Consider the following 26,606-nt stretch of genomic DNA (forward strand, 5'->3'; position numbering starts at 1 on the left):
CGGGCGGCCTAGAATCCCGCACATGGCACCGACCGGAACCCCTGCCGTGCGCCGTGTCCGGGTGGACCCCGCCGGCTTCCCCTTCGCGACGGCCTTCGAGCTCCCGGCCGCCGGACTGCCCCGGCTGACGCCGGAGGAGTGGGTGCGCGCCAGTTTCGAGGACGTCCCGGTGGCCCTGCGCGAGCTGTTCCGGACGGGCTGGGCGGGCGTGCTGGGACTGCGGCTGGGACCGCGCTCCTCGGCGCGGCACGTGGTGGGGTGGCGCAGGGTGGAGGCCGGACCGGACCGGATCGCCCTGGAGGCACGCGCGCCCTCCCTGACCGTCCGCAACGTCGTCACCCTCGACGACACGCGGCTGCTCTGGGCGACGTACGCGCGCTACGAGCGCCGGGCCGGCCGGGCGCTGTGGTCCCTGGCCGCGCCGGTGCACCACCTGGCCGTGCCCCTGCTCCTCACCCGCGCCGTGCGCCGTATGGAGTGAGCCCCCGACGGGCCCGTCACTCCTCCTCCCGCTCCTTCTCCGCGAGGTGGATCACGCACACCGTCAGCGCGATCAGCAGCGCCGGGTCGGCGTCGTCCCGTACGACGTCCACGCCGTAGGTGTCCCGGAGGGTGAGCCACCGCCGGGAGACGACGGCCAGCAGCTCGCCGTCGTACTCGATGGCGAACTCCCGGTCGAGGATCTTGCCGCTGACGTCCAGCTCGTTGCCGTCGGCCAGGGAGACCCGGTAGTGGTTGCGCAGGAGCGACAGCCGTTTGCGCTTGATGCGCGCCAGCGGCTCGCCGTCCCGCTCGATCACCATCGTGTCCCGCAGGGCGAGCATCTTCTGGTGGATGTCGACGAGGACCCGCCCCTGGGCGTCCTTCAGCTCCCAGGTGTCCCGCAGCCGCATGGCCTTGCCGTCCACGAGGAACACCTTGTTGCCGCTGTCGTCCTCGATCCAGTAGTCGTCACCGAAGCCGAGGAGCCGGTCGTACACGAGGAATCTCATGGCGTGATCGCTTCCCCGCCGGGCGTCCGGGGACGCGGCCGATGGGCCGACAGGACGACCCCGCGCCCCGGACACGCCCCCTGAGGGGCTCAGGCGCCGTAGCCGTCGCTGTAGCCGTCACGTGTGTGGTGGTGGGGCCGGTCCTCGACGACCGGGGTCGTCGGTGGCATCACGACGCGGCGGCGTCGGGCGATGCTGCTGAACGTCGCTACACCGATCAGGCCGACGACCATGAAGATGACACCGACCAGGTCGAGGTTGACGCCCTGCATGTCCCAGTCGGTCGCGAACGTGAGGATGGCTCCCACGGCGATGAGGATGATGCACCCGCCGAGGCCCATGAGTGTTGCCTCCCTGTCAGATCCGGTCGGTTCCGGGTTTCCGGCCGATCCGGTTCCGTGCGGGTACCCCGGGCCTCAACCACCATGCCGTGGGCGGCCGTTCCGGGTGAGAACTACGGCCTCAGGAACGCCACCAGGGCGTTGGCCAGCAGGTACGGGTCGTCGGCGCCGCACAGTTCCCGTGCGCTGTGCATCGAGAGGATGGCCGCGCCGATGTCGACGGTGCTGATGCCGTGCCGGGCCGCGGTGATCGGGCCGATGGTGGTGCCGCAGGGCATGGCGTTGTTGGAGACGAAGGTCTGGAAGGGGACGTCCGCCTTCTCGCAGGCGGCGGCGAACACCGCGCGGCCCGAACCGTCCGTGGCGTAGCGGTTGTTGACGTTGACCTTGAGGATGGGGCCGCCGTTGACGCGTGGATGGTGCGTCGGGTCGTGCCGTTCCGCGTAGTTGGGGTGGACGGCGTGGCCCGTGTCGGAGGACAGGCAGACCGTGCCGGCGAAGGCGCGGGCGCGGTCCTCGTACGTGCCGCCGCGCGCGAACACCGAACGCTCCAGGACGCTGCCGAGGAGCGGGCCGTCGGCGCCCGTGTCCGACTGGGAGCCGGTCTCCTCGTGGTCGAAGGCAGCGAGCACGGGGATGTACGACAGGTCCGCGTCGGAGGCCGCGACGGCGGCCAGGGCGGCCGTACCGGCGTGCACGGACAGGAGGTTGTCCATGCGTGGGCCGGCCACCAGCTCCCGGTCGCGGCCCAGGTACGCCGGGGGCTCCACGGAGTGGGTCATGAGGTCCCAGCCGGTGACCTCGCCGCGCGCGAGACCGGTCTCCTCCTCCAGGAAGGCGATCAGGTCGCCGTCGCGGACCGGGTCGCCGAGGCCCCAGACGGGCTGGAGGTGGCGCTGCTTGTCGAGCTTGAGGCCCTCCGCGGACACGTTGCGGTCCATGTGGATGGCGAGTTGGGGGACGCGGAGCAGCGGGCGGTCGACGTTGACCAGGCGGGTCGAGCCGTCGCGCAGGGTGAGGCGGCCGGCCAGGCCCAGGTCGCGGTCGAGCCAGGAGTTCATCAGCGGTCCGCCGTAGATCTCCACGGCGACCTGGCGCCAGCCGTGCGCACCGGTGTCGGGGCGGGGCTTCACGCGCAGGTTGGGGGAGTCGGTGTGGGCGCCGACGATGCGGAAGGGGGTGTGCGGCGCGGCGCCCTCGGGGACGTACCAGGCCACGATCGCGCCGCCGCGCAGCACGTACTTGCCGCCGCTCGTCCCCTCCCAGGCGTCCGTCTCCGCGACCTGCCGGAAGCCGGCCTTCTCCAGCCGCTCGGCGGCGTTGGCCACGGCGTGGTACGGCGTCGGGCTCGCCGCCAGGAAGGTCATCAGGTCGTCGGTGTGGCCGCGGTCGAAGCGGGCTGGTGCGCTCATGGGTTCACCTTAACGACGTGTGAGGGCCCGCTTCCCGTGGAGCGGGAGCGGGCCCTCGTGCCGGTGTGTGGAGTTCGTGGAGGGCGGGACCTAGAACGCGGCCTCGTCCAGCTCCATCAGGTCCAGCTCGACGCCCTGGGCGATCTTGCGGGCCAGGGTGAGGCCGGGCAGGACGTTCGCGGCGAAGAACTTCGCGGCGGCGATCTTGCCGGTGTAGAAGGCCTTGTCCTTCGCGGACGCCGTCGGCAGCTTCTCGGCGGCGACGGCGGCGCCCTTGAGAAGCAGGTAGCCGACGATCACGTCACCGGAGGCCTGGAGGAGGCGGGTGGTGTTGAGGCCCACCTTGTAGATGTTCTTGACGTCCTGCTCGGTGGCCGCGAGGTCGGTGAGCATGAGGCCGACGATGGCCTCCAGCTCGACGGCGGCCTTGGCGAGGTGCTCGCGGGCGCCGGACAGCTCCTCGCCGCCGGTGCCGAGGGCGAGGAACTTCTTGATGTCCTCGGCGAGCGAGTTCAGCGCGGCGCCCTGGTTGCGGACGATCTTCCGGAAGAAGTAGTCCTGGCCCTGGATCGCCGTGGTGCCCTCGTAGAGGGTGTCGATCTTGGCGTCGCGGATGTACTGCTCGATCGGGTACTCCTGGAGGAACCCGGAGCCGCCGAAGGTCTGGAGGGACTGCGCGAGCTGCTCGTAGGCCTTCTCCGAGCCGTAGCCCTTGACGATCGGCAGGAGCAGGTCGTTGAGGGCGTGCTCGGTGGCGGCGTCCTCGCCGTTCGCCTCCTTGATCTGGATCTCGTCCTGGACCGAGGCGGTGTACATGACGAGGGCGCGCATGCCCTCCGCGTACGCCTTCTGCGTCATCAGGGAGCGGCGGACGTCCGGGTGGTGCGTGATGGTGACCTTGGGGGCCGACTTGTCCATGAAGTTGGCCAGGTCGGGGCCCTGGACGCGCTCCTTGGCGTACTCCAGGGCGTTGAGGTAGCCCGTGGAGAGGGTGGAGATCGCCTTCGTGCCGACCATCATCCGGGCGAACTCGATGATGCGGAACATCTGGCGGATGCCGTCGTGCTTGTCGCCGATCAGCCAGCCCTTGGCGGGGTGGCGGTCGCCGAAGGTCATCTCGCAGGTGTTGGAGGCCTTCAGGCCCATCTTGTGCTCGACGTTCGTGGCGTAGACGCCGTTGCGCTCGCCCAGCTCGCCGGTCTCGAAGTCGAACTCGTACTTCGGGACGAGGAAGAGCGACAGGCCCTTGGTGCCGGGGCCGGCGCCCTCGGGGCGGGCGAGGACGTAGTGGAGGATGTTCTCCGACATGTCGTGCTCGCCGGACGTGATGAAGCGCTTCACGCCCTCGATGTGCCAGGAGCCGTCCTCCTGCTGGACCGCCTTGGTGCGGCCGGCGCCCACGTCGGAGCCGGCGTCCGGCTCGGTGAGGACCATGGTGGAGCCCCACTGCTTCTCGACGGCGATCGAGGCGATGTGCTTCTGGACCTCGTTGCCCTCCTCGAAGAGGATGCCGGCGAACGCCGGGCCGGAGGAGTACATCCACACGGCCGGGTTGGCGCCGAGGATCAGCTCCGCGTACGCCCAGATGAGCGAGCGCGGCGAGGTGGTGCCGCCGATCTCCTCGGGCAGGCCCAGGCGCCAGTACTCGGAGTCCATGAAGGCCTGGTAGCTCTTCTTGAAGGACGCCGGGACCGGCGCGGTGTTGGTCTCCGGGTCGAAGACCGGCGGGTTGCGGTCGGCGTCGGCGAAGGACTCGGCCAGCTCGTTCTCCGAGAGGCGGGTCAGCTCCTCCAGGACGCTCTTGGCCGTGTCCGTGTCCATCTCCGCGAACGGGCCGCTGCCGTAGACCTTGTCGCGGCCGAGCACCTCGAAGAGGTTGAACTCGATGTCCCGGAGATTCGGCTTGTAGTGCCCCATGGCGACGGCTCCGTTGAGAGATCGGCGAGGCACTCGCTCCTCGCATCCGTACACGTACCAACTAGTAGCTACGATGATGCTACCCGCCGGTAATAAGAAGCAACCCCGAGCCGCCCATCTGTGACTCGTTACTCGTTACTCTGTGCTGCATGTACGGCTACGACCAGACCGCGGGCCAACAGCAGCAGCAGTACGCCCCGCCCCCGCAGCAGCCGATGGGCGGCGGGTACGGGCAGCAGCCGCCGCTGTACCCCGAGCCGTCCCCGCCCTCGCTCGCGGACGCGGTGCGCGCCTTCACCACCGGCCAGATGTCCGCCGAGGACTTCCAGCAGATCTTCGCCACCTCGAAGGTCTACTGCCCGCGCGGCGACAACCCCGGCTTCCTCGCGCTGCACAACACCCAGCAGCCGGTGATCCCCATGTTCACCGGCCTCAAGGAGCTGCGCCGGTACGCGGGCAAGGAGTCCAAGTACTTCGTGATCACGGGCGCCGAGGTGATCGACCTCCTGCCGACCGGCTACGGCTTCGTCCTGGACATGGAGGGCGAGCACCGGATGGTCTTCGACGCGAAAGCCGTCGAACAGATGGTCGATTTCGCCATGCGTCGCATGTACGGCTGACCGGCTGCCGCCGCTGCGAGCCCGGAGGGAATGCCCTCCGGGCTCTCTCTGTTTGAGGTGGCAAGAAGTTCAACGCTCAACTAAAGTGGGGCGCACGCCGCCCGAGGAGGTCGACATGCCTGCCGTGACCGTCGAGAACCCGCTGACGCTGCCCCGCGTATCCGCGTCCGCCGACGCCGTCGCACGTCCCGTGCTCACCGTCACGACCGCGCCCAGCGGCTTCGAGGGCGAGGGCTTCCCGGTTCGCCGCGCGTTCGCCGGGATCAACTACCGCCACCTCGACCCGTTCATCATGATGGACCAGATGGGTGAGGTGGAGTACGCGCCCGGAGAGCCGAAAGGCACGCCCTGGCACCCGCACCGCGGCTTCGAGACCGTCACCTACATCATCGACGGGATCTTCGACCACCAGGACTCCAACGGCGGTGGCGGCACCATCACCAACGGCGACACCCAGTGGATGACGGCCGGCTCCGGTCTCCTCCACATCGAGGCGCCGCCGGAGCAGCTGGTCATGTCCGGCGGTCTCTTCCACGGCCTCCAGCTGTGGGTGAACCTGCCGGCCAAGGACAAGATGATGGCCCCCCGCTACCAGGACATCCGCAGCGGCAGCGTCCAGCTGCTCACCTCCCCCGACGGCGGCGCGCTGCTGCGGGTCATCGCCGGCGAGCTGGACGGCCACGACGGCCCCGGCATCACGCACACGCCGATCACGATGGTCCACGCGACGCTCGCGCCGGGCGCCGAGGTCACCCTGCCGTGGCGGGAGGACTTCAACGGCCTCGCGTACGTGATGGCCGGGCGCGGGTCGGTCGGTGCCGAGCGGCGTCCGATCCACCTGGGCCAGACGGCGGTCTTCGGCGCCGGAGGCTCGCTGACCGTCCGCGCGGACGACAAGCAGGACTCGCACACGCCGGACCTGGAGGTCGTGCTGCTGGGCGGCCGCCCCATCCGGGAGCCCATGGCCCACTACGGCCCGTTCGTCATGAACACCAAGGACGAGCTGATGCAGGCCTTCGAGGACTTCCAGAAGGGCCGCCTCGGCACCGTCCCGGCCGTGCACGGCATGTCGGAGGCGGGCCCGGAGGCCTGACGCCGGCCGGGGAGCAGCCTCCTGATGAACCGGTGATCCGTCACCCGGGCGGGCCGTCCGCGCAGGACAGCCCGCCCGGTGCGTGATCGGCTGGGGGCGTGCACTTGCTTCCCGCCCCGGTGCGTCGGTTCGCCGCGTGGTGCGCCGTCATCCTCCTCGCCAGCGGTGTCGTCTACGTCGCGATCCGGCTCTGCGTCGAGTTCCGCACCGCGGTGACGCCGGCGCTGCTCGCGCTGCTCGGCACCGCGCTGCTCCGGCCGCTGCACCGGTGGCTGGTCAAGGCGCACGTGCAGCGGTCGCTGGCGGCCGGACTCACCTGCGTCGCCGTCGTGGCCGTGGTCGGCGGGGCCGTGTACATCGTGGTGTCCGCGCTCATCGAGACCGGCGACCAGATCATCGCCTCGCTGCGGAACGCGGCGCGGGACATCGCCGACCACTTCGGGGCGGCCGGGACCTCGCTGGAGGACATGGCGTCCAACGCGCGGGAGCTGCTGGGGAAGTTCGGCGGGACCGCGGCCTCCGGGGTGGTCACCGGGATCAGCGTCGTCGGCGAGATGCTGGCCATGGCCGTGCTCGCCCTGCTGCTCGTCTTCTTCTTCCTGCGCGACTCCGACCGGGCGGTCTCCACGGTGCGCCACCTCGCCCCGCCCGGCGGCGCCGACATGGTCGAGGCGATGGCCCGGCGGGCCTTCGGCGCCGTCGAGGGCTTCATGCGCGGCACCACCTTCATCGCCCTGATCGACGCCTTCTGCATCACGGTGGGCCTGCTGATCCTGCGGGTGCCCGGCGCGATCGGGCTCGGCGCGCTGGTCTTCGTCGGCGCCTACATCCCCTACCTCGGCGCGTTCATCTCCGGTGCGGTGGCGGTGCTGGTCGCGCTGGCCGACCGGGGGTTCGCCATCGCGCTGTGGGCCCTCGGAGTGGTGCTCGCCGTGCAGGTGCTCGAAGGGCACGTGCTCCAGCCGATGATCCAGAGCCGGACCGTGCAGATGCATCCGGCGATCGTGCTGCTGGCGCTCACCGCGGGGGCGTCGGTGGCGGGCATCCTGGGGATGCTGCTCGCCGTGCCGCTGACCGCGGCCGCGTTCGGGATCGTGCACGAGCTCCAGGGGCGTTACGCGGCGTCCGGGCCGCCCTCGGGGCCACCGCCGCCGCGGCCTGCGTCCGGCTCCGTGGACTCGTAGACCTCGTACCAGATGCTCTTGCCGGCGCCGCGCGGGGCGACGCCCCACTCGTCGGCGAGCATCTCGACCAGCATCAGGCCGCGCCCCGAGGAGGCCATCTCCCCCGGGCGGCGCTTGTGCGGCAGGTCGTCGCCGCTGTCGGTGACCTCGACCCGGATGCGGCGCTCGCCCGGCTCCCCGGTGACCTCGGCGACCAGCAGGGCGTCGGCGTCGGTGTGCACCAGGACGTTCGTCAGCATCTCGGAGAGCAGCAGCACCGACGCGTCGAGCTGGTCCTCGCTGGGCCAGTCGTGCAGGAGGTCGCGCAGGTGCTCCCGGGCGGTGGCGATCCGCTCCGGCTCGGCCTGGGCGACCGTCAGCATCGTGCGGCGCACCGGCGTCCGGAGGACCGGGCTGTCGCCGCAGCCGCATCCCTTGCCCTGCCGGCACAGCAGGAGCAGGGCGATGTCGTCCTCCCGCCGGTCGGCGAGCGGGCCGGTGGTGTGGTGCGAGGAGGGCCCGTGCACGGCCTGGACCAGCGCGTCGGCCAGTTCCTCCAGGTCGCCGTCGTGCTGCTCCAGGATGACGCGGAGGCGGTCCCAGCCGGAGTGCAGGTCGTGGCCGCCGGTCTCGACCAGGCCGTCCGTGCACAGCATCAGGGTGTCCCCGGGCTCCAGGGCCAGCCGGGTGGTCGGGTAGTCGGAGTCCGGGTCGATGCCCAGCGGCAGCCCGCCCGCGGTGGCGCGGATCAGTGCCGTTCCGTCGGCCATCCGGACGACGGGGTCGAGATGGCCGGCGCGGGCGCTCTCCACGGTGCCGGTCGCCGGGTCCACCTCGGCGTAGTAGCAGGTCGCGAAGCGGGTGTCGCCGGGGTCGTCCTCGGACGAGGTGAGGCCGTGCAGGAAGTGGGAGGCGCGGGCGAGCACCGCGTCGGGACGGTGCCCCTCGGCGGCGTAGGCGCGCAGCGCGATGCGCAGCTGGCCCATGAGGCCGGCCGCGCGTACGTCGTGTCCCTGGACGTCGCCGATGACCAGGGCGAAGCGCCCCGCGGGCAGCGGGATCATGTCGTACCAGTCGCCGCCGACCTGGAGGCCGCCGCCGGTGGGGACGTAGCGGGCGGCGAGGCCCATGCCGGGGATCTCCGGGCCGAGCACGGGCAGCATGCTGCGCTGCAGTCCGTCGGTCAGCTCCCGCTGGGTCTCGGCGGCGCCCGCCCGGGACAGGGCCTGCGCCAGCATCCGCGCCACGGTGGTCAGCACCGAGCGCTCGTCCGGCGTGAACGCCACGGGGTAGGCGAAGGCGGCCATCCACGCGCCCATCGGGCGGCCCGCCACCGTCAGCGGCAGGAACGCCCAGGAGCGGCGGCCGTAGCGCTCGGCGAGCGGCCAGGTGAGGGGGTAGCGGGAGCGGTACTGCTCGGGCGAGGACAGGTAGACGGCACGGCCGGTGCGCACCACCTCGGCGGCCGGGTAGTCCGTGTCCAGCTGCATGTTCACGAACGCGTTCATGTCGTTCTGCGGCTGCCCGTGGTGGCCGATGACCGTGAGACGGTCGCCCGAGACCCCGAAGACCGCGAGCCCGTCCGGGGAGAACCCCGGCATCGACAGGCCTGCCGCGACCCGCAGCACCTCCGCCGTGGACCGTGCCTCGGCCAGCGCCCGGCCCGCGTCCAGCAGGAACGCCTCCCGCGAGCGGCGCCACTCGCCGGTCACCGCGCTGCGTCCGGCGGGTGTGCCCGGCGTGGGCTCGGCGACCTCCTGGAGGGTGCCGGTCAGCTCGTACGTCTTGTGCACGGGGTCGAACGCCGGCTTGGAGCGGCTGCGCACGATCCGGACCATGTGGCCCCGCTCGTCCATGATCCGGATGCGGACCTCGGCGAGGGTGCCCTCGGCGACGGCGAGCTGGACCACGCCGGTGATCTCGTTCCAGTCCACGGGGTGCAGCCGCGCCCGTACCTGGGCCTCGGTGAGCAGCGCGCGTCTGGCGGGCAGCCCGAGCAGCCGGGCCGCCTCCGCGTCGACCGTGACCTCGCCGGTGGCCGTGTTCCAGTGCCACAGACCGGTCGCGAGAGCGGCAAGGACGTCCCCCACTTCGGGCAGGGGCTCATCAGTGCGCATTGCCCCACTTTAAGAAGGTCTGATCGCACGCTGCCACCGCTCGCCCGGTGCCAATGGGGAGGAACGCAGGGGTGGCCGCCCGGTACGCTGGGGTTGTTTCAACGCTGGGGTCGTTTCACGTGAAACACCCACTCCCGATCCGCGAAGGCTGGATGAACGACGATGCATCGGTACAGGTCCCACACCTGCGGCGAGCTCCGCTCCTCTGACGTCGGCACCGACGTCCGACTGAGTGGCTGGCTGCACAATCGGCGCGACCTGGGCGGCATCCTCTTCATCGATCTGCGCGATCACTACGGCATCACGCAGCTGGTCGCCCGGCCGGGCACGGAGGCGTACGAGGCGCTCGACAAGCTGACCAAGGAGTCGACCGTTCGGGTCGACGGCAAGGTCGTCTCCCGGGGCGCCGACAACATCAACCCCGACCTGCCGACCGGTGAGGTCGAGGTCGAGGTGGGCGAGGTCGAGCTGCTCGGCGCCGCCCAGCCGCTGCCCTTCACCATCAACACCGAGGACGGGGTCAACGAGGAGCGGCGCCTGGAGTACCGCTTCCTGGACCTGCGTCGCGAGCGCATGCACCGCAACATCATGCTGCGCACGGCGGTCATCTCCGCCATCCGGCACAAGATGGTGACCCTGGGCTTCAACGAGATGGCGACGCCCATCCTCACCGCGACGTCCCCCGAGGGCGCCCGCGACTTCGTGGTCCCCTCCCGCCTGCACGCGGGCCGCTTCTACGCCCTCCCGCAGGCGCCGCAGCAGTTCAAGCAGCTGCTGATGATCTCCGGCTTCGACCGGTACTTCCAGATCGCGCCCTGCTTCCGCGACGAGGACGCCCGCGCCGACCGCTCGCCGGGCGAGTTCTACCAGCTCGACGTCGAGATGAGCTTCGTCGAGCAGGAGGACGTCTTCCGCCCGATCGAGCAGCTGATGACCGAGCTGTTCACGGAGTTCGGCGGCGGCCGCGAGGTCACCTCCCCCTTCCCGCGCATCCCGTTCCGCGAGGCGATGCTGAAGTACGGCTCCGACAAGCCGGACCTGCGCGCCAAGCTGGAGCTCGTCGACATCACCGACATCTTCGAGGGCTCGGAGTTCAAGGCCTTCGCCGGCAAGCACGTGCGCGCGCTGCCGGTACCGGACGTCTCCTCCCAGCCCCGCAAGTTCTTCGACCAGCTCGGCGACTACGCCGTCTCGCAGGGCGCCAAGGGCCTGGCCTGGGTCCGGGTGGGCGAGGACGGCACGCTGTCCGGCCCGATCGCGAAGTTCCTGACGGAGGAGAACGTCGCGGAGCTGACCAAGCGGCTCTCCCTGGCCCCCGGCCACGCGGTGTTCTTCGGCGCGGGCGAGTTCGACGAGGTCTCGAAGATCATGGGCGCGGTGCGGGTCGAGGCCGCCCAGCGCGCCGGGCACTTCGAGGAGAACGTCTTCCGGTTCTGCTGGATCGTCGACTTCCCGATGTACGAGAAGGACGAGGAGACGGGGAAGATCGACTTCTCCCACAACCCCTTCTCGATGCCGCAGGGCGGCATGGACGCCCTGGAGAACCAGGACCCGCTGGACATCCTCGCCTGGCAGTACGACATCGTCTGCAACGGCGTCGAGCTGTCCTCCGGCGCCATCCGGAACCACGAGCCGGACATCATGCTCAAGGCCTTCGCGATCGCGGGCTACGACGCGGAGACCGTCGAGAGCGAGTTCGCCGGCATGCTGCGCGCCCTGCGCTTCGGCGCCCCGCCGCACGGTGGCATCGCCCCGGGCGTCGACCGCATCGTCATGCTGCTGGCCGACGAGCCCAACATCCGCGAGACCATCGCCTTCCCGCTCAACGGCAACGCCCAGGACCTGATGATGGGCGCGCCGACCGAGCTGGACGAGACCCGGCTGAGGGAACTGCACCTGACGGTGCGCAAGCCGCAGCCGAAGTAGTCCGCCGACGGCACGGCGTAGGGGCCCGGTACCGGATCGTTCTCCGGTGCCGGGCCCTTCGCCGTCGTCAGGCCTGGTCCTCACTCCGGTAGAGCGGCAGGTTCTGGGTCGAGATGGTCCAGTCGGCGATGGTGACGTCCTCGCCGTAGACGAAGTCCTTGCGGGTGGCGTAGCGGGGGCCGTCCGGGGTGGAGTGGATGTCCGTGAATACGGCGCCGGTGCCCGTGCGGGGGTCGAAGACCGCGTAGACGGGGATGCCGAGCAGGGGGTAGTCGCGTACTTTGCCCACCCAGTCGTTGCCCGGGTTGGAGCGGGAGACGACCTCGACGGCAGCGATGAGCGACCGAGGGTCGAACGACCCCTCGATGTCCATGTCCTCCTCGGCGATCACCATCAGATCGGGCCGCCGCATGACGCCTTCGGGCTCGTCCTCCACGTCCGGCTCACCGGTGTGCGCCACGATCTCTTCCGGCATCACCTTTTCCAGGCGTTTCCGGAGCCGCAGTGTGGTCAGCTCGTGCCGACCGCTGGGCGACATCATGTCGTGGACGATCCCTTCCTTGGTGATCTCGAATTTGCCGGGCAGCGTGTCGTCCGAGGACTGAACGAAGTCGCGCATGGCCCGGTACAGGTGGGAGGCGCCCTGCTGAGGGTTGTCCGGGGCGATGGTCATGGCGCTCGCTCCTCGTCGTGTGTGCCCACGGGCTCGGGCAAGGATCGTCGAGTTCATGCTAGGCGGCCTCCGGGGGATCGGTTCGGCAGTCGCGGCAGCGGCCGGGGGCCGGGGCCCGGAATGAGCGGTCGCAGCCGTCGCAGGTCTGGAACGGGTGCCGGGGCTCGGGGACCGGCGGGGCCGGTGGCCGGATTGGCGGTGGGGGCGGCAGCTGGGCGGTCAGGCGGTGGGCGAGGAAGGCGGCGGGGCGGATCAGGGGCTCGTTGGGCAGGTTCTCGGTCAGGGCGTGGCGTACGGCGGTGGGGGCGATCTCGCGCTCCAGCCAGGCGGCGACGCCCGGGGCGAGGTGTTCGGCGTCGGTGGCGGAGAGGAGGAGCCGGGGGTCGCGGCGACGCAGGCGGTGAGGACGTCGACGGCCGCCTGGAGGAGGGCGGGGGCGGGATACGACGGCTGGGGCACGGCGGGGAGACGCTTGCGTGACGGCGGCTTCTCCTGGTCCGCGCGCCGGGCGGGGCGACGGGGCACCGTCTCCCGTGCGGTGCCGCTGCCGTTGCGGCTGTGTCCGGGCCTGTTGCAGGAGACCGTGCGGGTGACGATCCGGCCGGTGGACGTGCGCGTACACGTGCGTTGGAGGTAACCGAATTTCTCCAGCTCGCGCAGCCCGGCGGCGATGCGGGTGGGGCCCTCGGGGAAGCGGGCGGCGAGGGTCTTGATGTCGACGGACGTCCCCTGGCGCACCGACTGGATGTAGCAGGCGAGCCCGATGGCGAGCAGGGACATTTCCTTGTGCTGGACGAGGTGGTTGCCGACCACCGTGAAGCTCTCGGTGTGGCGGACGTTGTCGTGGACGACGCCTGCGAGGGGCTGTTCGTGGGGGTGGTCTTCGTCCGGGGTTCGGGACGTGGTGAGTACGGGCGCGTTAGGGTGCTGTGCATCCATCGGGAAGCTTCTTCTTCCTTGGTGGCCAGGCCCCCGCATTGGGATCCCACTCCCGGCGGGGGCCGTCGCATGTCTGGTGGTTGTGTCGCCGCTGAGCGTAGGGCAGACAACCGGCCCCGAATCCAGCCAAGTTGGCATATTCACTCGCGGGAGTGACTGTGCCCGGCGGGAGGGAGGGGAGGGGCTTGGTGGGGTGCTTTCCTCCCAGTGAGTAGTTCATAGGGGGCGCAGGTGCGACCGGAGTCCGACTCGTCGCGTTCCGGTCGTTGCCCCCGGTCAGTGTCCGGCGGCTGTCCGGTGTTGTCCGGGCTTGTCAGGGCGGGCCGTACGGGTAGGGCGTGGCTGGCACCAGGCGGTACGACGGAGGGGCGCGCGCATGTCGGTGGATGGTGAGGTTCGGCAGCTCAGGACCGAGGCTGACGAGCCCGGGTGGGAGGTGGACCCGGACGACGAGTGGGGCGTGGCGGTGGTCGCCACCGTGGGGCGGCAGTTGAAGCTGCGCCGGGAGGCCGTGGGGATGCGGGCCGGGGAGTTCGGCAAGGCGGTGGGGTACGGCGAGGACCTCGTCTACAAGATCGAGGGCGGGAAGCGGATTCCCCGGCCGGAGTATCTGGACATGGCCGACGAGGTGTTGGACGCGGGTGGGCTGATCGCCGCGATGAAGGAGGACGTGGCGAAGGTCCGGTATCCGAAGAAGGTGCGGGCCTTGGCGGAGATGGAGGCCAAGGCGGCGGAGATGGGGGTGTACGTCGGACTCAGCATCCATGGTCTGTTGCAGACGCCCGAGCACGCGCGTGCCCTCTTCGAGGTGTCCCAGTCCGCCTACACGGAGGAGGAACTGATTCGTTTGGTGGCTGCCCGCATGGGTCGCAAGTCCATCTTCGACCGCTCTCCGCGTCCAGCGCTCAACTTTGTCCAGGAAGAGGTGACCCTGCGCCGACGGGTTGGAGGCACAATGGTGTGGCGTCAGCAGCTCGAGCACTTGCTCGAAGTCGCGCAGTTGCGCAATGTCACTCTCCAGGTGATGCCGACGGACTCTGGGGCTCATCCCGGGCTGAGTGGCAAGATCGAGGTGCTGAAGTTCGAGGACGGCACGGCCACGGGGCGTTCGGACGGTGCCTTCAACGGCCGCCCGACCTCTGAGCCGAGGCAACTCCGCATCCTTGAATTGAGGTACAGCACCATCCGGGCGCAGGCTCTTACCCCACGTGAGTCGCTGGCCTTCATCGAACAACTGCTGGGAGAGACATGATCCGCAAGGCCTTCGCCGGGGACGCCTCCGATTTGGAGTGGTTCAAGAGCAGCTACAGCGATGGCCCCGAGGGCGATTCCTGCGTCGAGGTCGCCGCCACCCCCGGCACCGTTCACGTCCGCGACTCCAAGCACCGGGACGCCGGTCCCCGTCTCGCCCTCGTGCCGGAGGCGTGGGCCGAGTTCGTGGCGTACGCGTCCGGGAGCTGACGCCCGAAGTCCTACCGCGCCACGAACTGGGTCAGGATCGCCTGGACCTCGTAGATGTCGACGCCCTTGGTGAAGGTCTTCTCGATCGGGGCCGGGGTGCCGGAGAGCCAGATCTTCAGTTCGGCGTCGAGGTCGAAGTGGCCGGCCGTCTCGACCGAGAAGTGCGTGATGCTGCGGTACGGGATCGAGTGGTACTCGGTCTTCTTGCCGGTGATGCCCTGCTTGTCGACCAGGATGAGGCGCCGGTCGGTGAACAGGATGGTGTCGCGGATCAGCAGGTAGGCTGCGTGGATCTGCTCGCCGTGCCCCAGGAGCCGGGCGTAGTCCTGCTGAGCCTTGGCCGGGTTGACGGTGTGCGCGTTGCCGAAGAGTGCCATGGATGATCCCCCCGTGTGTGCCGGTTCTGGGACCGATCCTCGCAAATCAGCAAGGCCCGGGAGAAGGTCTGCCCTCTCCCGGGCCCGTGCTGTAGCGAGCGCGTTACGCGGTCGGCTTCTCCTCGAGACGCGGGAACAGCACCGCGCCCTTGGTGACCGTAGAACCGGCGGGCAGCCGGCCCCAGTCCGCCGCGTCCTGGACCTTCTGGTCCGCGAGGCTGCCGAGGGACGCCTCGGCGCCGAGCGAGTCCCAGAGCTTCTGGGAGGTGTCCGGCATGATCGGGTTGAGGAGGACCGCCACCGCGCGGAGGGACTCCGCGGCCGTGTAGAGGATCGTCGCCAGGCGGGCCCTGCCCTCCGGCGAATCGTCCTTGGCGACCTTCCAGGGCTCCTGCTCGGTGATGTAGCCGTTGACCTGCTTGACGAAGTCGAAGACCGCCAGGATGCCGCCCTGGAAGTCCAGCTTCTCGCCGATCTTCCGGTCGGCCTCCGCGACCGCCTTGGTCAGGCCGTCGTGGATGGCCTGCTCCGCGTCCCCGTCGGCCGCTGAGGCCGGCAGTTCGCCGCCGAAGTACTTGTTGACCATCGCTGCCACGCGGGAGGCGAGGTTGCCGTAGTCGTTGGCCAGCTCGCTGGTGTAACGGGCGGAGAAGTCCTCCCAGGAGAACGAGCCGTCCTGGCCGAACGCGATCGCGCGCAGGAAGTACCAGCGGTACGCGTCCACGCCGAAGTGCGAGGTCAGGTCCTGCGGCTTGATGCCGGTCAGGTTGGACTTCGACATCTTCTCGCCGCCGACCATCAGCCAGCCGTTCGCGGCGATCTTGCCGGGCAGGGGCAGGCCCTGCGCCATCAGCATCGCCGGCCAGATGATCGCGTGGAAGCGGAGGATGTCCTTGCCGACCAGGTGCACGTCGGCGGGGAACGTCGACTCGAACTTCTCCGGGTTCTCGTTGTAACCGACCGCCGTGGCGTAGTTCAGCAGGGCGTCGATCCACACGTAGATCACGTGCTTGTCGTCCCACGGGACCGGCACGCCCCAGTCGAACGTCGAGCGGGAGATGGAGAGGTCCTGGAGGCCCTGGCGGACGAAATTCACGACCTCGTTGCGCGCGGACTCCGGCTGGATGAAGCCCGGGTTGGCCTCGTAGTGCGCGAGCAGCTTCTCGCTGTACTCGCTCAGCTTGAAGAAGTAGTTCTCCTCGCTGAGGATCTCCACCGGCTTCTTGTGGATCGGGCACAGCTTCTGGCCCGCGTACTCGCCCTCGCCGTCGAGCAGCTCGCCGGGGAGCTTGTACTCCTCGCAGCCCACGCAGTACGGGCCCTCGTAGCCGCCCTTGTAGATCTCGTCCTTGTCGTACAGGTCCTGCACGAACTCCTGGACGCGGTCGGTGTGCCGCTTCTGCGTGGTGCGGATGAAATCGTCGTTCGCGATGTCGAGGTGCTCCCACAGGGGCTTCCACGACTCCGTGACGAGCTTGTCGGCCCAGGCCTGCGGGGTGACCCCGTTCGCCTCGGCCGTACGCATGATCTTCTGACCGTGCTCGTCCGTGCCGGTGAGGTACCACACCTTCTCGCCGCGCTGGCGGTGCCAGCGGGTGAGCACGTCGCCTGCGACGGTCGTATAGGCGTGGCCCAGGTGAGGAGCGTCGTTCACGTAGTAGATGGGGGTCGAGACGTAGTACGCCTTCGCCCCCTGCTTCTCGGTTCCAGTGGCCGCCATGGGCGAAATCCTACTGGTCCGGTGGAGATCGGCTCACACGCGTTTCGGGGGGCGGACAGGGGGTGGCGGTGCGGGCCTCCCTGTCCGCCGTCGTGTCCCTACGGGCGCCAGGTGGCCAGTACGCCCTCGTAGAGCTGCTTGTCGGTGAGCTCCTTGGGGGTCTCGCCGGCCAGGAAGTGGGAGGTGTTGCCCGTCTTGAGCTTGCGGAGGTAGTCGAAGGCCTTGTTCTCCGGGTCACCGAAGGCGACGAAGGAGAAGTGGACGTTCGGGTGGTTCGCGGCCGCCTCCGTGAGGGACTGGGTGGCCGGGGTCTTGGCGTCCGGGGCGCCGTCGGTCTGGAAGACCACCAGGGCGGGGGTGCCGGGGGGCTCTTCCTTGGCGTGGTGGGCGAGGACGGCCTCGACGGCGGCGTGGTAGCTGGTGCGGCCCATGCGGCCGAGCGCTGCGTGCAGCTCGTCGATCTTGTTCTCGTGGTCGGTGAGGGTGAGGTCGCCGGTGCCGTCCACTTCCGTGGAGAAGAACGTGACGTGGACGGTGGCCTCGGGGTCGAGGTGGGCGGCGAGGGCGAGGGTCTGCTCGGCGAGGGCCTGGGCGGAGCCGTCCTTGTAGTACGGGCGCATGGAGGCGGAGCGGTCGAGGACGAGGTGGACCTTGGCGCGGGTGCCGGTGAGGTCGTGCTTCTTGAGGGTGGTGGCGGCGGCCTTGTAGGCGGTGGTGAGGCCGGGGGCGCGGGAGCGGATGCGGGTGGGGGGTGTTGCGGGTTTCGGGGCCTCGGCTGCGCCTTCGGCCCTCGTGTTCCCACCCGCACCACCCGTGCGGCTTTCGTCGTCGGGTGCGGGTGGCCCCTGCGGGGGCTGCTCGCCGTCGGCGGCTGCGGGTTCGGAGGCGGTGGGGGTGGGGGTGGTGGCAGAGGTGGTTGCGGGGGCGGGGGCTGGAGGAGCTTCTGGCTCCGACTCCGCCGCGGCCTCCGGCTTGGCTGCAGGATCCGCTTCGGTTTCCGGATCCGTCTCGGCCTCGGGCTCCGGCTGAGCCTTCGGCTCCGCCTGAGCCATGGGCTCCGCTTCAGCTTCGGGCTCCGCGACGGGCACTGGCTTCGCGTCGGGTCCTGCCTCAGCCCCGGCAGGAGCCTGGGGCTCCGGCTCAGCCTCGGGCTCCGGCTTTGCCGCAGGCTCGGTCTGGGCCTCGGGCTCCGGCTCCGGGTCCGGGTCCGGCTTCGGCGCAGGCGCGGCCTCGGCCTCGGCCTTCGGCTTCGTGGTGTGCTCCGGCTCGGCCTCAGCCGTTGGATTCGGCTCGGCCTCAGGCTTCGCTGCCCTGGGGGCCGGCTCCGGGTCGGGGTCGGGCTCGGGTGCCGTGGCCGGGTGCGGATCCGGGGATTCCGTGGGCTTCGGGACCGTGATGTTGGTGAAGGCGGCCTTGACGAGTTCGTGCTCGTCGGGGGCGGCCGGTTCCGGGCGGGGCTCGGGGAGCTGGACGGTCTCCGGTGAGGCGGCCGGCTCCGCGGGGGCGGTGGGCTGGGACGGGAGCTGCGGCGCCGGCGGTGCCGCCTCCTGCACCGCACCCTCCGCCTGGGCGGCTCGTTCTTTGCGTGAGCGGCCGAACGCGTTCCGCAGGAGAGTGAGAATGCCCATGTGCGCAACCCTTCGCGTGAGTTGATCCCCGTCGATCCCTGGCCAGGACGGACACGTAAGGTTAGCGGCCCCGGCTTGTGATCTTGTGCAGGGTCTGCCACGGAAGGGCGGGCGCGTCAAGGCGGGATCGAGCCGCCGAGGCAATTCCACTCCGGCTTCCACGGGTTCACCCGTCGTTCACCGCGGCGCCCGTCTCCCGCACGTATGTGCGCCTACGGTCGCGCTGACACCAAGGGCATCCAGGGATTCTCAAGGGGAGAACACAGTGCGCAAGCTGCTGCCGTTGATCGGAACGCCGTCCGGTTCGCACCCCGGCGGCCGGTCCGCCATGACCTGCCGTTTCCGGTGTGGTGACGCCTGCTTCCACGAGGTGCCCAACACCAGCTCCAACGAGTACGTCGGCGACGTCATCGCCGGCGCCCTCAGCCGCCGTTCCATGATGCGTGCCGCCGCCGTCGTCACCGTGGCCGCGGCGGGCGCCGGGGCCGTGGGCGTGGCCGGGGCACCGTCGGCGCAGGCCGCGCCGGCGGCCGGAAGGGGACACGGGCACGGGCACGGGAAACCGTCGAAAACGGACGGTGCGCGTGGGCTGCGGTTCGCGCCCGTCGCGCCCAACACCGATGACGTCGTGACCGTTCCGGAGGGGTACCGGCAGGAGGTCGTGATCCGCTGGGGCGAGCCGATCCTGCGCGGGGCGCCCGCCTTCGACCCGGAGAAGCAGAGCGCGAAGGCGCAGGCCGGGCAGTTCGGGTACAACAACGACTTCCTCGCGCTGCTGCCGCTGCGCGGTGAGCACGGCCGCCAGGTCCTCGTCGCCAACCACGAGTACACCGACGAGATGCTCATGTTCCGCGACTACGACCCCGAGAACCCGACCCGCGAGCAGGTCGAGATCGCCTGGGCCGCGCACGGCCTGTCCGCCGTGGTCGTGGAGGAGGAGCGCCGGAGCGGGAAGCTGACGCCCGTCACGCGGCACCGCCTGAACCGGCGGGTCACCGCCACCACCGAGTTCCGGCTGACCGGCCCGGCCGCCGGCTCCGACCTGGTGAGGACCTCCGCCGACCGCTCCGGCCGCAAGGTCCTCGGCACCCTCAACAACTGCTCCGGCGGCACCACCCCGTGGGGCACCACGCTGCACGGCGAGGAGAACTTCAACCAGTACTTCGCCAACGGCGGCAGCGCGACGGACAAGCGGTACGGGATCGGGACCGGCGCCACCGAGCGCAAGTGGGAGCGGTTCGACAAGCGGTTCGACGTCGCCCAGGAGCCCAACGAGGTGCACCGTTTCGGGTACGTCGTCGAGCTGGACCCGTACGACCCCGACTCCACCCCGCGCAAGCACACGCTGCTCGGCCGCTTCAAGCACGAGGCGGCGACCGTGCGGCTGACCTGGGACGGGCGTCCGGTCGTCTACACCGGCGACGACGAGCGGTTCGACTACTTCTACAAGTTCGTCGGCAGCAAGCGGATGCGGCACGGGAACTCCCGCTGGGCGCGCGAGCACAACCTGTCGCTGCTCGACGAGGGCACGCTGTACGTCGCCAAGCTGAGCGGTGACTCCCCCAAGATGGAGATCGACGGCACGGGGACGCTGCCGCGCGACGGTGAGTTCGACGGCAGCGGCACGTGGATTCCGCTGGTCACCGCCACCGAGGACGGTGCCGTCTCGCACGTCGACGGGATGACCGCCGAAGAGGTGTGCGTCTTCACGCGGCTCGCCGGTGACAAGGTCGGGGCCACGAAGATGGACCGGCCCGAGGACATCGAGCCGTCGCCGAAGACCGGCAAGGTCTACGTCGCCCTCACCAACAACTCCAACCGCGGCAAGGCCGGTTACGCCGGCCCCGACGAGGCCAACCCGCGCAACAGCAACAAGCACGGCCACGTGCTGGAGCTGACCGAGCGGTGGAACCGGGCCGACAGCACGAAGTTCGCCTGGTCGTTGTTCCTCGTCGCCGGCGACCCGGAGGACCCGGCGACCTACTTCGCGGGCTTCCCCAAGGACCGGGTCAGCCCGATCTCCTGCCCCGACAACGTCGCCTTCGACGACCACGGCAACCTGTGGCTGTCCACCGACGGTAACGCGCTCGGCAGCCACGACGGCCTCTTCGGCGTGGCGACCCGGGGCGACCGGCGCGGTGAGCTGAAGCAGTTCCTGACCGTGCCGACCGGCGCGGAGACCTGCGGCCCGCTGATCCAGGACCGGCGCGTGCTGGTCGCCGTGCAGCACCCGGGCGAGGTCGACGGCGCCTCCGTGGCGGAGCCGGCCAGCACCTGGCCCGACGGGCCCGGCACGTACGTGCGCCCGGCGGTCGTGGCGGTGTGGCGCGAGGACGGCCGCGACATCGGCGTCTGAGCCCGGCGGAACACGCGGGGCCGGTGTCAGCCGGTCCCGTGCAGCGTCAGGTCGACGACCAGCGCCCGGTGGTCGGTGCCGGCCAGGTCCAGGAACCGGGCGCGGTGCGCGGCGAACTCCTCCGAGACCAGGACGTGGTCGATCTGCACGCCGAACGCCGGCGCGGTCCGGGCCGGCCAGGTGACCGTACGGTCCGCCCCGGACAGCCGGGCCGCGTCGCTCAGCCCCGTGTCGAGGATGCGGCGGAAGACGGCGTGGTCCTGGGAGGCGTTGAAGTCCCCGGCGAGCACGGTGGGCGTGCCGTCGTCCCCGGCGACGGCGTCGCGCAGCGCGTCCAGCTCCTCGCGCCACAGCCCGACCTGGTCCGGCAGCGGCGGCATCGGGTGGGCGAGCTGGAGCCGTACGGCGTGGCCGCGCACGTCGGCGACGGCCCCGGGCATGCCCATGGTGGCGGGGACGCCGGGCGTGGGTTCGAGCGGGAAGGCGCTCAGGATGACCGAGCCCTCGGAGCCGCCGCCCGCCACGGCCTGCCGGTGGGGGTAGCCGGCGGTGAGTTCGCGCCGCAGCGCCGCGTCGCACGTGTACTCGCACTCCTGCACGAACACGAGGTCGGGCTTCTCGCGCCGTACGGCGGAGATCAGCGCGTCGGTGCCCTGGCCGAACTCGACGTTGGAGGTCAGCACCCGCACCTCGGCGACCGGTGGCCCGGCGGGCTCGTAGGTCTTGCCGTACGGCTCGATGAACCAGGCCAGCAGTCCGAGCAGCGCCACTCCCCACACCGCGCCGGTCCACCACCGGGCGAGCAGCGTGAGCAGCAGTCCGGCGCCGGTCGGCACGAGCAGCCAGGGCAGGAAGGCGAGCAGTTGCGGTACGGGGGTGACGCCGTCGGTGTCGGCGGCGCGGCAGCCGACGACCACGCTCACGGCGGCGAACAGCAGCCCCGCGCACCAGGCCCCGAACCGCCGCCCCCCGGTGCGGCGGGCCACCGGCCCCTCGCGTGCGTCCGTCCACTCGCCGGTCGCCGTGTCGGTGTCCAAGTCCCGGCCCTTCACTCGCGGGTGCGGTGCCTGCCCGTGCGCTGTGTGCGATGCCCGAATCCTCCCTCAAAGACGGGAACCGCGGGCGGAAAGTTGCGCACCCCGTGGTTCAGAGCCGGGCGCGGGGCGGCCGGGACGGTGCGGGGTCGGCGGGTGTGCCCGCGGGTGCCCGGCGGCGGCGCAGGAGGTGTCCGTACCGGCCGGTGAGCCAGGAGGCGAGGGCGACCGTGAGGCCGAGGCCGACCAGCAGCCAGGCGGCGGTGCGCAGGGTCTCGGTGAGGGCGTCGTAGATCACGCCCGCGGCCGGGCCGTCCACCGCGCCGGGCAGCCCGGCGAGGGTGACCCGGCGGCCGATCACGACGGCGAGGGCGAGCAGCGCGCCGCCGAGCGCGGTGCCGATCCCGGCGGCCGTGACCGCGCGGCGGCGGCAGGCGGCGACGGCGATGCCGGTGAGCGCGAAGACGACGGCCGCGAGCGGCAGCCAGAAGGCGGCGACGTCGAGCACGTGGTAGCCCTTCCTGAGCCGGTCCGCCTCGTGGGCCGGGAGCACGGTGACCTCGGTGCGGCGGACCGGGATGCGCCGCGCGAAGGGCACGTTGTCCTCGGCGAGCCGGTCCTTGACGCGGGCGGTGACGGGGGCCAGGTCGACGGTGACCGGCCGGCCCGCTGTCCGGTCGTCCCGCAGGGCGCGCAGGACGGCCGCGTGCACGGTCCGGTTGGCCTCGTTCCAGCCCTCGCGGAAGGCGTCGGTCAGCGTGAACGACCGTGCCGCGTCCTGCACGAAGTTCCGCACGGTGCCGTGCAGCGGGCCGGCCGCCGCGACCTCGCCCGCGACGCCGTCCCCCACGGCGTCGGCGACCGCTTCCCGCACGTCCGGGTCCCCGGCGAGCGGCGCCATGACGGTGACGTACCGCCCGGTGTCGGCCAGCCCGTACACCGCCCAGCCGGCCAGCGTGCCGCACGGTGCGAGCAGGCAGGCGAGGACGATCAGGGCGGCCGACAGGACGTTGCGAGGACGCGGGGACACCCTTCCAGGCAAGGCCCCGCGGGCGGCGGCGGCGACCGGCGTGACTGCATATGGCCCCGGCAGGACCCCGATCGGGCCCCGCGCGCGCCCGGCAGGGCCCCCGCGCCTGCCTCCGGTACGCCTCTGGCAGGACCTCGATCGGCCCCGCGTGCCTGGTAAGGCCCCTGGCGTCGGCCTGTCTTGTGCCTCTGGCAGGACCTTGATCGGGCCCCGCGCGCGTCTGGCAGGGCCCCCGGCGTCGGCCTGCGGTGTGCCTGGGGCAGCGCCCCCGGCCGGGCCCCTCGGCGCGGCTCCGCCGGAGCCCGGTCCTGGGCCGGTATGCGCCCGGCGCCGCCCCTCAACCCCGGATCGGGCTCCGGCGCGCCCCGGACAGGGCCCCAGACCGGCCCCCGACATACCCCGACAGGCCCGCCGGGCGCCCCGGACCCGGCGGATGATCCCGGCCCGCCGGGCGACCCGTACCCGTCGGATGATCCGGGCCCGCCGGGCGACGGCCCCGTCAGGTGATGCGATGGCCCTCCGCGTCCTCACAGGTGTAGTAGCGGTAGAACAACGCGCCGGTGACCGCGGCCGCGACCAGCAGGGACACCAGGACGCAGGTGAACATGGCCACGCCGCTCCTGGAGTACAGGAACCCCACCGCGCTCCCCGCGAACGCGCCCCACAGCACCGCGTGGCCCTCGCGGGGCAGCCGCTGGGCGAGGACGCGGACCACGGCGTAGAGGACGACGAACGCGAGCGCGGTCATGAAGCCGAACAGCAGGTTCCAGCCGGTGACGGGACCGCCGCGGCGGCTGATGGACGCGGCCCAGTAGCCGTAGAGCAGCCCGGCCATGACGAGCAGCGTCCACCTCACCGCCACGTGGGTCCGCTCGCTGAACACGTCGGGCAGGGCGTTCGGCGGACGGCCGCGTGCGGCCGCTCCGGCGGAGGTGCCGGTTGTCGGTATCGCGTGAGCCATGAGAGCACTCCTCTCGCTCGCCCCCGCCTACCAGGGCACACCTGCCCGCGCCGGCCGGCAAGTCAGGATGCGGGCCGCAGGGGGGCGTGTTTCGCTGGGGTCCGTGAGGGGTCGCGTGCGCAGGCCGGTGCGCGGCCGGTGGCGGCCGCTCGGCCGGCTCGTCCATGCCGCCGGCCGGGGTGACGCCGTGTCCCGGCACGAACTGCTCAGCGTGCGCGGCCACAGCGTGGCCTGGCTGTTGCCGCTGCTGATGCTCGTCGCCATCGCGGCGATCGACACCGCCACCGGCGCGTTCCACATCATCTCCTGGACCGTCCTCGTACCCGGTGTGGCCGCGGCGATCTGCGGGGTGCGGGCCACGGCCGTGTTCGCGGTGGCCGCCGTCGCCGTCTACGTCCTCGCCGATACCACCTGGCAGCACCGCGACGAGACCGGACTGCCCGGCCTGATCCTGGTCAGCCTCGGCGGGGTCATCGCCGTGCTGGCCGCCGCGCTCCGGGTCGGCGGCGAGCAGCGCATGCTGCACATGCGGGACATCGCGGACACCACCCGCCGCACCGTGCTGCGCCCGATCCCGGCCGGCTTCGGAGACCTCGACCACGCCGGCGTCTACCTCTCCGCGGACAGTGAGGCCCGGGTCGGCGGCGACTTCTACGACATCCAGCCCGGCCCGCACGGCACCCGAGTCCTCGTCGGCGATGTGCAGGGCAAGGGGCTGGGCGCGGTGGAGACGGCCGCCGCGCTGCTCGGCACGTTCCGCGAGGCCGGCTACCACGAGCCGGACCTCGCCACGGTCGCCGAACGCCTGGAGGTCCGCATGCGGCGCCATCGCGCGCACACCGAGGCCCTCGGCCGCTCCGACGGCGACCGCTTCGCCACCGCCGTGCTGGTGGGGTTCCGCCCGGATCTGCCGGACACCGTGGAAGCCGTGGTCTTCGGCCACGAGGCCCCCTTGGCGGCCGGGCCGGGCGGCGCGCGGTACCTGCCGGCCGACGGCGGGCTCCCGCTCGGCATGAGCGACCTCCTCCTCCCCGGCCCGGGGGTGCCGCCGGTCTCGCGGCTGTCCCTCGCCCCGGAGGAGACACTGCTGGTGGTCACCGACGGGGTGACCGAGGCCCGCGACGCCGAGGGCTGCTTCTACCCGCACGCCGACCAGGTCTCCCGCGCCGTCACCGCCGACCCCGCGAACGCCGCGCCGTCCCGGCTGGTGGCGCTCGTGCGGGACGGCACGCTGCGGCACTGCCGGGGGCGGCTGTCCGACGACACCACGATCTTCGCGGTACGGCGGCGGGGCGGGCCGGCCCTCGACTGAGTGCCCCGCCGGGTGCCCCGCTTCGCAGCCGCAGCGGTTAACGTGCTGCCGTACGTGATCGACAGGGGGAGGGGACATGCCCGGAACCGTGCTGCTGCTCGCGGCGTCGCCCGTGGGCAAGGGGTGCCTGGTGGACGCCGCCTCCGTGCTTCCGGTACTGGCGGCCGTGGAGCCCGCCGTGCTCTCCGGCACCGACACCGCGAACGTCGTCGAGCTCGCCGACCCGCTGGAGCCGCAGGCCGTCCTGACCCGGCTGCGCGCCGCCGCGGCGGCCCCCGGACCGCTGACCGTCTACGTCGCCGGGCAGCTCCAGCTCGACCGGCGCCAGCGCCTGCCGCACCTCGCGCTGGCCCGCACCACCCCGGCGACCGTCCGCTACACCGCGCTGCCCTGGCACTGGATCAAGGAGGAGCTGCGGCTGCGGCCGAGCGGCGCGACGACGCTGCTGCTCGATCTGCACGCCGACCACGAGACCTGGCAGTGGCTGCGGGCCAACCCCCTGGACTGCGGTCGCAACAACGCGGTGCACGGGCGCATCGCGCCGCCGCCCTCGCGGCGGACGGTGGCCGCCCCGGCGTACATGCGCGCGGTGGCGACGATCCTGCGCAGCGGGCACCGGCCGCCGGTCGACCAGCTGCACCAGCAGGCGCTGGCCCGCGTCGCGGCCGACGCCGCGGCGAACGGCGCGCCGGCCGGGGCGGACCTGGTGCTGACGGCGCCGGGGCCCGCCGCGGGCGACCCGCACGCCGTCATCGCCGCCGCCGTGCAGTCCGGGCGGCACGCGGACGCCGACGCGCTCGCCGCCCGCCACGAACTGGCCGCCGCCCACGCGCGCGGCCCCGCCTCCGAGGACGCGCTGCACTGGGCGGAGGTCCGGGCCGACCTGGCGATGTTCGCGGGGGACCCGGCGCGCAGCTGCCGGGCCTGGCTGACGGTGGCCCAGACGCGCCTGGACGCCGGCCAGCCGCCCGGGGCGCCCGCCGTGGAGGCGGCCGTCGACCGGGCCCACCACCAGTGGGGCCGGGTCCGCGACGACGGGGCCGCCCGGGAACTGGGCACGGCACTCGCCACGCTGCGGGGCCGGGTGCCGGGCCGGCGCGAGGGGGCACTGGACCATGTGCAGCGGGAGCTGAGCCGGTTGCAGACGCAGAGCTGAGCGCGGCGCGCTGCTCCCGGCCGCGCGACGCCGCCGGGCTGGGAGCGCCGTTCGCGGTGGGCGGCCCACGGCGACCGGGGATCAGCGGCCGACGGTGACCACCGAGTCGGTGACGGAGTCCGTGACCGGGGCGGTGTCCTGCTCAGTGGCGGGGACGGGGGCGCGCGCCGTGTCCGCCGGTCCCGCGTTCGAGGCCAGCAGCAGACAGGCCACGGCGGTCACGCCGGCGGCGACGGCCCTGGCGTACCTGTCGGCGGTGCGGGTGCGTACGAGCACGGTGTCCTCTGCGGATCGTGTCAAGTGCTGTTAAGCGCGCTTAATCCGCGGTTTAACCTAGAGCCGTCGGGGCAGAACGGCAAGGGCCGCAGGGGGAGTTGG

The 26,606-nt window shown here is 71.7% G+C and carries 23 protein-coding genes and 1 pseudogene; 10 read left to right on the forward strand and 14 right to left on the reverse strand.

Annotated features, from left to right (window positions below; genetic code table 11):
- The first annotated feature begins 22 nt into the window (after positions 1-22).
- Positions 23-481 carry a DUF2867 domain-containing protein gene (locus AMK11_RS12360; protein ID WP_073726242.1) on the forward strand — a complete coding sequence of 153 codons (459 nt, stop codon included), beginning with the start codon at positions 23-25 and terminating at the stop codon, positions 479-481.
- A 16-nt stretch (positions 482-497) separates the two neighbouring features.
- On the opposite strand, the gene AMK11_RS12365 is transcribed toward AMK11_RS12360, so the two are convergent.
- The 4 genes from AMK11_RS12365 to AMK11_RS12380 form a co-directional block, all read right to left on the reverse strand.
- Complete coding sequence (locus AMK11_RS12365) at positions 498-992, reverse strand: LURP-one-related/scramblase family protein (protein WP_073726243.1); 495 nt, start codon at positions 990-992, stop codon at positions 498-500.
- 89 nt (positions 993-1,081) lie between these two features.
- Positions 1,082-1,333 carry a DUF6458 family protein gene (locus AMK11_RS12370; RefSeq protein ID WP_073726244.1) on the reverse strand — a complete coding sequence of 84 codons (252 nt, stop codon included), beginning with the start codon at positions 1,331-1,333 and terminating at the stop codon, positions 1,082-1,084.
- Positions 1,334-1,446: 113 nt separating this feature from the next.
- Entirely contained in the window at positions 1,447-2,745 is a 1,299-nt protein-coding gene (locus AMK11_RS12375; protein ID WP_073726245.1) for a M18 family aminopeptidase, read from the reverse strand.
- A gap of 90 nt (positions 2,746-2,835) precedes the next feature.
- On the reverse strand, positions 2,836-4,662 hold the full coding sequence (locus AMK11_RS12380) for an acyl-CoA dehydrogenase (protein ID WP_073726246.1): 1,827 nt from the start codon (positions 4,660-4,662) through the stop codon (positions 2,836-2,838).
- A 149-nt stretch (positions 4,663-4,811) separates the two neighbouring features.
- Between AMK11_RS12380 and AMK11_RS12385 the strand changes: the two genes are divergently transcribed.
- The 3 genes from AMK11_RS12385 to AMK11_RS12395 all read left to right on the forward strand — a co-directional run bounded on the left by AMK11_RS12385 (position 4,812) and on the right by AMK11_RS12395 (position 7,559).
- On the forward strand, positions 4,812-5,282 hold the full coding sequence (locus tag AMK11_RS12385; protein ID WP_003975142.1) for an SseB family protein: 471 nt from the start codon (positions 4,812-4,814) through the stop codon (positions 5,280-5,282).
- Positions 5,283-5,397: 115 nt separating this feature from the next.
- Positions 5,398-6,375, forward strand: a complete 978-nt coding sequence (locus tag AMK11_RS12390; protein ID WP_073726247.1) for a pirin family protein — start codon at positions 5,398-5,400, stop codon at positions 6,373-6,375.
- Positions 6,376-6,473: 98 nt separating this feature from the next.
- Positions 6,474-7,559 (forward strand): AI-2E family transporter, encoded by a 1,086-nt coding sequence (locus tag AMK11_RS12395; RefSeq protein ID WP_073726248.1) that lies wholly within the window; start codon positions 6,474-6,476, stop codon positions 7,557-7,559.
- On the opposite strand, the gene AMK11_RS12400 is transcribed toward AMK11_RS12395, so the two are convergent.
- Entirely contained in the window at positions 7,490-9,655 is a 2,166-nt protein-coding gene (locus tag AMK11_RS12400) for a SpoIIE family protein phosphatase (protein ID WP_073726249.1), read from the reverse strand. The genes AMK11_RS12395 and AMK11_RS12400 overlap by 70 nt on opposite strands.
- A gap of 162 nt (positions 9,656-9,817) precedes the next feature.
- Here AMK11_RS12400 and aspS point away from each other — a divergent pair, with 162 nt between their 5' ends.
- On the forward strand, positions 9,818-11,581 hold the full coding sequence (gene aspS, locus AMK11_RS12405; RefSeq protein WP_073726250.1) for an aspartate--tRNA ligase: 1,764 nt from the start codon (positions 9,818-9,820) through the stop codon (positions 11,579-11,581).
- 67 nt (positions 11,582-11,648) lie between these two features.
- Here the strand turns inward: aspS and AMK11_RS12410 are convergent, their stop codons facing one another.
- Both AMK11_RS12410 and AMK11_RS12415 read right to left on the reverse strand, forming a co-directional pair.
- Positions 11,649-12,254, reverse strand: coding sequence for a Uma2 family endonuclease (locus AMK11_RS12410; protein WP_073726251.1), 606 nt, complete (start codon positions 12,252-12,254; stop codon positions 11,649-11,651).
- A 58-nt stretch (positions 12,255-12,312) separates the two neighbouring features.
- Positions 12,313-13,193 (reverse strand): annotated as a pseudogene (locus AMK11_RS12415) (helix-turn-helix domain-containing protein).
- Between the two features lie 376 nt (positions 13,194-13,569).
- Between AMK11_RS12415 and AMK11_RS12420 the strand changes: the two are divergent.
- Both AMK11_RS12420 and AMK11_RS12425 read left to right on the forward strand, forming a co-directional pair.
- Positions 13,570-14,445 carry a helix-turn-helix domain-containing protein gene (locus tag AMK11_RS12420; protein ID WP_073726252.1) on the forward strand — a complete coding sequence of 292 codons (876 nt, stop codon included), beginning with the start codon at positions 13,570-13,572 and terminating at the stop codon, positions 14,443-14,445.
- Complete coding sequence (locus AMK11_RS12425) at positions 14,442-14,654, forward strand: DUF397 domain-containing protein (protein ID WP_073726253.1); 213 nt, start codon at positions 14,442-14,444, stop codon at positions 14,652-14,654. Before AMK11_RS12420 ends, AMK11_RS12425 begins: the two co-directional genes overlap by 4 nt.
- Positions 14,655-14,665: 11 nt before the next feature.
- Here the strand turns inward: AMK11_RS12425 and AMK11_RS12430 are convergent, their stop codons facing one another.
- From AMK11_RS12430 to AMK11_RS12440, 3 genes are all read right to left on the reverse strand, one after another.
- Entirely contained in the window at positions 14,666-15,031 is a 366-nt protein-coding gene (locus AMK11_RS12430) for a PH domain-containing protein (protein WP_073726254.1), read from the reverse strand.
- A gap of 103 nt (positions 15,032-15,134) precedes the next feature.
- Positions 15,135-16,751 (reverse strand): methionine--tRNA ligase, encoded by a 1,617-nt coding sequence (gene metG / locus AMK11_RS12435; RefSeq protein ID WP_073726255.1) that lies wholly within the window; start codon positions 16,749-16,751, stop codon positions 15,135-15,137.
- Positions 16,752-16,849: 98 nt separating this feature from the next.
- Positions 16,850-18,379, reverse strand: coding sequence for a VWA domain-containing protein (locus AMK11_RS12440; RefSeq protein ID WP_073726256.1), 1,530 nt, complete (start codon positions 18,377-18,379; stop codon positions 16,850-16,852).
- Between the two features lie 265 nt (positions 18,380-18,644).
- Between AMK11_RS12440 and AMK11_RS12445 the strand changes: the two genes are divergently transcribed.
- Positions 18,645-20,735: a PhoX family protein gene (locus AMK11_RS12445; protein ID WP_073726257.1), complete on the forward strand. Its 2,091-nt coding sequence runs from the start codon at positions 18,645-18,647 to the stop codon at positions 20,733-20,735.
- Between the two features lie 26 nt (positions 20,736-20,761).
- Here AMK11_RS12445 and AMK11_RS12450 read toward each other — a convergent pair whose 3' ends face one another.
- The 3 genes from AMK11_RS12450 to AMK11_RS12460 all read right to left on the reverse strand — a co-directional run bounded on the left by AMK11_RS12450 (position 20,762) and on the right by AMK11_RS12460 (position 23,760).
- Positions 20,762-21,772 (reverse strand): endonuclease/exonuclease/phosphatase family protein, encoded by a 1,011-nt coding sequence (locus tag AMK11_RS12450; RefSeq protein WP_073726258.1) that lies wholly within the window; start codon positions 21,770-21,772, stop codon positions 20,762-20,764.
- Between the two features lie 109 nt (positions 21,773-21,881).
- The gene (locus AMK11_RS12455; protein ID WP_073726259.1) at positions 21,882-22,799 is read right to left on the reverse strand and encodes a hypothetical protein; all 918 of its coding nucleotides are present in this window, start codon (positions 22,797-22,799) and stop codon (positions 21,882-21,884) included.
- Between the two features lie 499 nt (positions 22,800-23,298).
- Positions 23,299-23,760, reverse strand: a complete 462-nt coding sequence (locus tag AMK11_RS12460; RefSeq protein ID WP_073726260.1) for a hypothetical protein — start codon at positions 23,758-23,760, stop codon at positions 23,299-23,301.
- A gap of 67 nt (positions 23,761-23,827) precedes the next feature.
- Between AMK11_RS12460 and AMK11_RS12465 the strand changes: the two genes are divergently transcribed.
- The gene (locus AMK11_RS12465) at positions 23,828-25,072 is read left to right on the forward strand and encodes a PP2C family protein-serine/threonine phosphatase (RefSeq protein WP_198941359.1); all 1,245 of its coding nucleotides are present in this window, start codon (positions 23,828-23,830) and stop codon (positions 25,070-25,072) included.
- Between the two features lie 76 nt (positions 25,073-25,148).
- Positions 25,149-26,228, forward strand: a complete 1,080-nt coding sequence (locus AMK11_RS12470; protein ID WP_073726262.1) for a hypothetical protein — start codon at positions 25,149-25,151, stop codon at positions 26,226-26,228.
- An 81-nt stretch (positions 26,229-26,309) separates the two neighbouring features.
- Here AMK11_RS12470 and AMK11_RS12475 read toward each other — a convergent pair whose 3' ends face one another.
- Positions 26,310-26,504, reverse strand: a complete 195-nt coding sequence (locus AMK11_RS12475; RefSeq protein WP_073726263.1) for a hypothetical protein — start codon at positions 26,502-26,504, stop codon at positions 26,310-26,312.
- Between the last annotated feature and the right edge of the window lie 102 nt (positions 26,505-26,606).

Origin of the sequence: Streptomyces sp. CB02414 (assembly GCF_001905385.1) — a bacterium.
Taxonomy (GTDB): Bacteria; Actinomycetota; Actinomycetes; order Streptomycetales; family Streptomycetaceae; genus Streptomyces.